The organism is Magnetovibrio sp. (genome assembly GCF_036568125.1).
Lineage (GTDB): Bacteria > Pseudomonadota > Alphaproteobacteria > Rhodospirillales > Magnetovibrionaceae > Magnetovibrio.
Genome location: NZ_DATCTF010000003.1, coordinates 1 through 5,521, shown reverse-complemented (window position 1 = coordinate 5,521; position 5,521 = coordinate 1). Strand labels below are relative to the sequence as shown.

At 56.3% G+C, this 5,521-nt stretch carries 7 protein-coding genes; 6 read left to right on the top strand and 1 reads right to left on the bottom strand.

Annotated elements, in window-relative coordinates; all coding sequences use genetic code 11:
* The 3 genes from VIN96_RS00400 to VIN96_RS00390 form a co-directional block, all read left to right on the top strand.
* A partial coding sequence (locus VIN96_RS00400) for a hypothetical protein (RefSeq protein WP_331893431.1) occupies positions 1 to 1,430 on the top strand: 1,430 nt, incomplete at its 5' end.
* A gap of 4 nt (positions 1,431 to 1,434) precedes the next feature.
* The gene (locus VIN96_RS00395) at positions 1,435 to 2,250 is read left to right on the top strand and encodes a DUF4279 domain-containing protein (protein ID WP_331893429.1); all 816 of its coding nucleotides are present in this window, start codon (positions 1,435 to 1,437) and stop codon (positions 2,248 to 2,250) included.
* 9 nt (positions 2,251 to 2,259) lie between these two features.
* Positions 2,260 to 3,153, top strand: coding sequence for a hypothetical protein (locus VIN96_RS00390; protein WP_331893428.1), 894 nt, complete (start codon positions 2,260 to 2,262; stop codon positions 3,151 to 3,153).
* Here the strand turns inward: VIN96_RS00390 and VIN96_RS00385 are convergent.
* A complete protein-coding gene (locus VIN96_RS00385) occupies positions 3,137 to 3,682 on the bottom strand; it encodes a hypothetical protein (RefSeq protein WP_331893427.1) in 546 nt (181 codons plus the stop codon). The two genes, VIN96_RS00390 and VIN96_RS00385, sit on opposite strands and share 17 nt — an antisense overlap.
* 341 nt (positions 3,683 to 4,023) lie before the next feature.
* Here VIN96_RS00385 and VIN96_RS00380 point away from each other — a divergent pair, with 341 nt between their 5' ends.
* The 3 genes from VIN96_RS00380 to VIN96_RS00370 form a co-directional block, all read left to right on the top strand.
* Complete coding sequence (locus VIN96_RS00380) at positions 4,024 to 4,845, top strand: phage capsid protein (protein ID WP_331893426.1); 822 nt, start codon at positions 4,024 to 4,026, stop codon at positions 4,843 to 4,845.
* Between the two features lie 12 nt (positions 4,846 to 4,857).
* Complete coding sequence (locus VIN96_RS00375; protein ID WP_331893425.1) at positions 4,858 to 5,127, top strand: hypothetical protein; 270 nt, start codon at positions 4,858 to 4,860, stop codon at positions 5,125 to 5,127.
* Between the two features lie 70 nt (positions 5,128 to 5,197).
* A partial coding sequence (locus VIN96_RS00370; RefSeq protein WP_331893424.1) for a peptidoglycan-binding domain-containing protein occupies positions 5,198 to 5,521 on the top strand: 324 nt, incomplete at its 3' end.

Below are 5,521 nucleotides of genomic sequence, written 5' to 3'. Positions count from 1 at the left end.
CCAACGCGCCGGAAGACGAAGACGCCCAGGACTGGAATTCCGGCTTGTTGGGTGAGGAAACGTCCGCCCCCAAGGCAACGCCCGCAGTCGATCCTGACGCGGTGAAGAACGACAAACCCGCCCCCGCGCCAAAGACGAAGGGCGGTGTGCCGACACCGGAGGAATACAATAAGAATTTGGCGACAAAAACAGGCTGGGATCGGTTCGTGTATGGTACGAAGTACGGATACCTGAACAATCCGACCCCAGCTTCCACCGCGGCAAAACAAAAAGACCCCTTCGCACGGCCAAGCGGTCAAGACCTGATTCGTGGGCGCAGCATTGGCTATAACGATTTCCTGAAAGGCGGCCTATACGGCCCCTATGAAGGCGAGCCGACAACAGGCCCGGTCAATTATGCCGAACGTCGTGCGCGGTGGAACGCGGCAAATCCCGATATCGCGGACTCGACCTTTGGAAATACCTCCCTCGGTTCGGGGCCCGGCACAAAAGACACAAACAACCTCGGCGCGCTGACGCGAAAAAACGTGAATCCTGAAGGCGTGGTTGTCGATACGGAACTCAACACCGTTTTCGACGCGGACGCCCAAGCCGCCGAAAAAGAACACCGCCAACGCATGGCCGATGCCGCCAAGGCTCGTCAGCGCACTAAATACGCTGCGGCATGGCAGAGGGAACTGGACAAGCCCAGGGCGCTGCAAAAGTCACCGCAGCAGTTTGCCAAAGACTATCAACGTTCTTATGGCATCACGTCGGGGTATGCGCCGTTGGGGGCGGAGCCTGTAGCACGCGGCAGCGCACCGCAAGAAAATGTGCGCAACGGCCTGTTGATGGACCTCAATGAGTTGACGAAACTCATTGGGCCAGATTCCTTGGCGCCCCAAGCGAAAGTGCCGGGTGTGCAAGTCGCTTTTGCACCCGCAATTACAGCGACACCATATGCGACAGCAGCCCTTTTAGAAGCTTTGGCTTTGGCAGGTGTTTTAGGCCTTAAAGCAAAACGGGATGCTGAGAGAAGATTGCTCGCGGAAGATGATCCCTTACGTGACCCTGCTCCAGGATATGGGCCTCCAGCACAACCGGAAGGCTGGGTTGAAACCTATCCGCAAGCAAGCCCGGATATATTAAGGTCCACGCCGCCTTCCGTTCCCGGTACACCACTCACCCCGAATTTTGAAGGCTATCCAGATCAAAGTGAGGAGTTGAATAAGCCTCAGATCGTAGATGCCAGAAAAGATGACCTTGAAAAGGTCGACTATCTAGCCGATCATCATGACATAGATAGAGCTAAATTGAGCGACGCTTTACACGACCTAAAAGATTATTATGGATACGGTGGTAAGTCTGTCCACATTGATCGGAATACCCTTGATGTTCGTGAAAAAAAGGGTGGGCGTTATATCGATAATTTAGAAAACTGGATCAATTGATCGCATGTTTGAAAATGATGATGGGACACTATCTGTCCAAGTTGGCATAAAGGTTGTGCCGTCCGTAACGACACCACAAGAGTTACTTGATCATTTATCATCATGGTCCTGCATCAACTTGGGCCATGATGAATACCATCTCGAATCAACTGACTATTATTACGGGAAACATTGGCCCGACCACGTATCTGTCTTGAACAGCGTGATCCAGGATGTGGTCCCGGTTCTGCGCCGCCTTATTTCGGAGGGGGCGGCAGTGACCGTGAGGCTGTTATGGACGGGTAAGCATGGTGCGCAAACGCCGCAAGTAGCTTCTAGCGACCTTGGACTGCTCGACTTGCGCGGCGTAAAACTTTCTATCGAAGCATGTTGGGATCAGGGCAACCATGAAGGAGAAGCGGTACATGTGTCGTTTTGTGTTTACGGCCCAGACCCTGACCGGGTTTCTGCGTTTTGGGGCCAAGCCAGCAAAGCGATCCGTGTTGGCGAACCATTTCTCACGCCGGGAAATGTAACGCGCCACGGAAATGTAAATGCGTGGATAATAGATACTCAGGACTTTTGTTCGAGTTCCGATCCATTTGAGCATATAGCGAAGCTCTACGAACGTCTCGGCCCGCCTACACCAGAATGGCGAGGGTTTATCGCGTCAAACTCAGCCGAGGTGAAACTGCATATCACGTGTTGGGCTGCAAGTGGGAACATAGAACCGGTATTTTCGTATGATGAACTGAAAAAAATAGGTTCATATGGGGCTGAAGCAATAATAGAAACGACAGATTTTCACCCCAATTTCCCGGAGTCGAAAAAAACTGTCTAATAGAATTAGGTGATTTGGGCGGACAGTCAGCAACGCCAACAACAAGCCAAGCAAGCACCGAAGTCCGGCTACTTTTCCAAGAACGGCGTGACGTTCACCGACAACTGGGCCAACGACCTGATCGGCGGCAGGGCGTCTGCGACGCCCACAACCAAAGGCGGCCAGCTGGGCCGAACCCAAGACCAAAAGGCCGCCGACGTGGGTGAGCAGCCGATGGCATCGCAAACGGCACCCACCACCCCTGAGGTGAGTAAGGAAGCGCAGAAACCAAATGGGCCGAAAACCAAAAAGCCTCACAAACGTGGGCGCGGTGTATTTAAGGGCCCTCCTCAAACGGATCAAACGGATTGGGGGCTGGGTTGGGATGCGTTCGCTCAAACGCTCTCGAACACGATGCTTGATGGTGCAGCAGGTATCACAGCAACGGTGGGCGCACCTTTCGGAATTGGCGTCAATTGGGGCGATTATGATCGTTACAAATCCTATGTCGATGGCTTGGTGAGCGTAGAAGACGCGCAAAAAACCGAGGCCAAAATCGGCTCCGGGATTGGCAGTGTGGTTTCCTCGGTCGCTGAGCTTGGATTGTTTGGCGGGGCTTCTGTCGATGCAGGACAAAAGGCCGCAGCGGCTGTGCGGCAAGGCAAATCCCGTGCGGCTCAAGCACGCGCAGGGCTTGGTCAATATGCGTTGGGCGCAACGGTTGACCGGTTGGCAAAAATCGGAACGGCGGCAACGCGGATGGGTAAGGGCCTGACAAAATCGACGAACCTTTTGGACAATGCCTTTGGCGCTCTTGAGGCTGGGGCGAGTGCTCTGATGGGGGTGGGTATCGATTTGTTGGCGGAGAAAGCTGATGAAAACCGTACAAATGAGGAGCGTGAGAAAACTAGTCGCAAGCCTTAAAGCTTCCATTCAGAATTAGAATTCGCCACGAAACACAGAGTATGTCCCTGAATGTGACGTTTGGAACATCCTCTTTGTATCCTTGTAACCACAAATCAACCTTGGCATATGTACTGCCATTCTCAGCAGCTTTGCGCATCCACTGACGAAAGACTTTCCCTTCACTTTTATCCAGTGAGGCTAAGTTAATCATGGCATTGGTGGAGCCGTTATTTGCGGCCATGGTTCTCCAATAGAGCATTTGCGCATGATCCTTTATGCGACCGCTGCCTTGGCTGTGACAGATGCTAAGGTTATACATTCCAGATGCAAACCCAGCTTTAGCTGAGCGCTCATACCAGTCGCATTCCACAATAGGATCATTCGGAAACACCGGTGTGTCATAATGCATCAACCCCACCATGTTCATGGCCTTGGGATGCCCGGCTTCGGCCAGCGGCAGCAAGATGTCCTTGGCGCGCTGGTAGTCGCCGTCGTCGTAGGCTTTGACGCCGACCTCGACTTGTCGGTCCTGAGCGTCATCCGCCATCGCGGCGGGGCTCAGGAGCAGGGCGAGCAGAAGAGCGGCGCTGAGGGTTCGGATCCTGTCTATCATAACGCGAGCGTATATGCGTTGCCCCGGCGGTGCAAGTGTCGGGGGCTTCTGTTCATTAGGTGATTTTCAAACCACCCCCCCTTCGTCCCACGCCGGATAACCGCGCAGGCCTTGGGTCGGGTTCTTTGTGAAGAGAGCCCGACTTTTTGGTGCGCGGCCTGGTGGGGATTCTCGCAGCTTCGCGGGCGGCGGGCCTGGAATTCTTTTCCCCGGGCGGCCCGCCATAACCCGCGAAAGGCGCGCTTACACCCATTTCAACTTTTAAGGAGACAGACATGTCGACAACCGTCGAACAGTCGTTCGTCCGCCATTTCCAGGCGGAAGTCCATTTGCAATACCAACAGATGGGGTCCAAATTGCGCAACACCGTGCGCACCAAGGACAACATCGTCGGGTCCACCACCACCTTCCAGAAAGTCGGCAAGGGCACCGCGTCCACCAAGGCGCGTCACGGCAAGGTTCCGGTGATGAACGTCGACCACACCCCGGTGGAAATCAGCTTGTATGATTACTACGCCGGCGATTGGGTCGATCAGCTGGACGAACTGAAAACCAACATCAACGAACAGCAAGTGGTGGCGCGCGCCGGGGCCTACGCCTTGGGCCGCAAGACCGACGAGCTGATCATTTCGGAAATGGACAAGTCCACCAACTACGCCGGCACCGGCGCGGACGGCTTGACCAAGGCGAAGGTTCTGTCTGCGTTTGAAATGCTCGGCGAGGCCGACGTGCCTGACGACGGCGACCGGTTCGCGGTGGTCGGTTGGAAGCAGTGGTCGGAGCTGTTGAACATTCAGGAATTCGCCGACAGCCAATACATCGGCGACGGCGAACTGCCGTGGAAAGGCACCCAGGCCAAACGTTGGCTGGGCGCATTGTGGATGCCGCACTCGGGCCTGACCAAGGACGGGGCCAACATCCGCTATTGCTACTGGTATCACAAATCCGCCATCGGCCACGGCGTCGGCGCGGACGTGAAGACCGACATCACCTGGCACGGCGATCGCGCCGCGCATTTCGTCAACAATTCCATGAGCCAGGGCGCGGGCCTGATCGACACTTCCGGTGTCGTGTCCATGCGCTGCCTCGAAGTTTAAGGAGCCGACCGAATGGCATATGCATCCAAAGACCTGAGCGTTCTCGCTTACGCCAACGGCTTCACGCTGTGGCACTACACCACCATCGACCTGGCCGCAGACGTGGACACCGCGGGCTATTTCAACGCCGCGTCGGACATGTTGCGCGTCGGTGACATCATCGTCGCCAACACCGACACCGACGGCACCCCGTCGTCCGGGTTCTACCTGGTCAACGCCAACGCCGCCGGCGTGGTCGATGTCGCCGACATGACCGCCGTGGGCGCGGTCGACACCGACTGATCGGTTGCCAAGGGGAGGGGGCGTTTCGGCGTCCCCTTTCACCCGCATTTCTTATGTATAGGAGAGGCTCATGCGCCCCCATCCCATCGTGACGTGTTCGAAACCCTTGGCGTCCAACGCCAGCGCCGCGCCGTTGGACGTGGGGAAGATCAAATCCGCGCTCGGCGCGCTGGGGCTGTACGAAGCCCCCGCATGGGGCGTGTCGCAATTTCCCGATGCGGCGCTGTTCGACGCCATCCGGGCGTTTCAAAAAGCCCAAGGCCTCAAGGTCGACGGCGCGATCAAACCGGGCGGCGAGACCGAGGCCGCGTTGAGCCAAGCGATGAACCCGCGTCGTAGCAAGGCCGCTTTGCAAGCGACCGCGCAAGCCCTGCAAAGCCTGGGCCGGGGCGGC

Excerpts from the sequence above, each read along its gene's own strand:
- VIN96_RS00395 (WP_331893429.1), top strand. The coding sequence starts at position 1,435 with ATGTTTGAAAATGATGATGGGACACTATCTGTCCAAGTTGGCATAAAG.
- VIN96_RS00385 (WP_331893427.1), bottom strand. The coding sequence starts at position 3,682 with ATGGCGGATGACGCTCAGGACCGACAAGTCGAGGTCGGCGTCAAAGCC.
- VIN96_RS00380 (WP_331893426.1), top strand. The coding sequence starts at position 4,024 with ATGTCGACAACCGTCGAACAGTCGTTCGTCCGCCATTTCCAGGCGGAA.
- VIN96_RS00375 (WP_331893425.1), top strand. The coding sequence starts at position 4,858 with ATGGCATATGCATCCAAAGACCTGAGCGTTCTCGCTTACGCCAACGGC.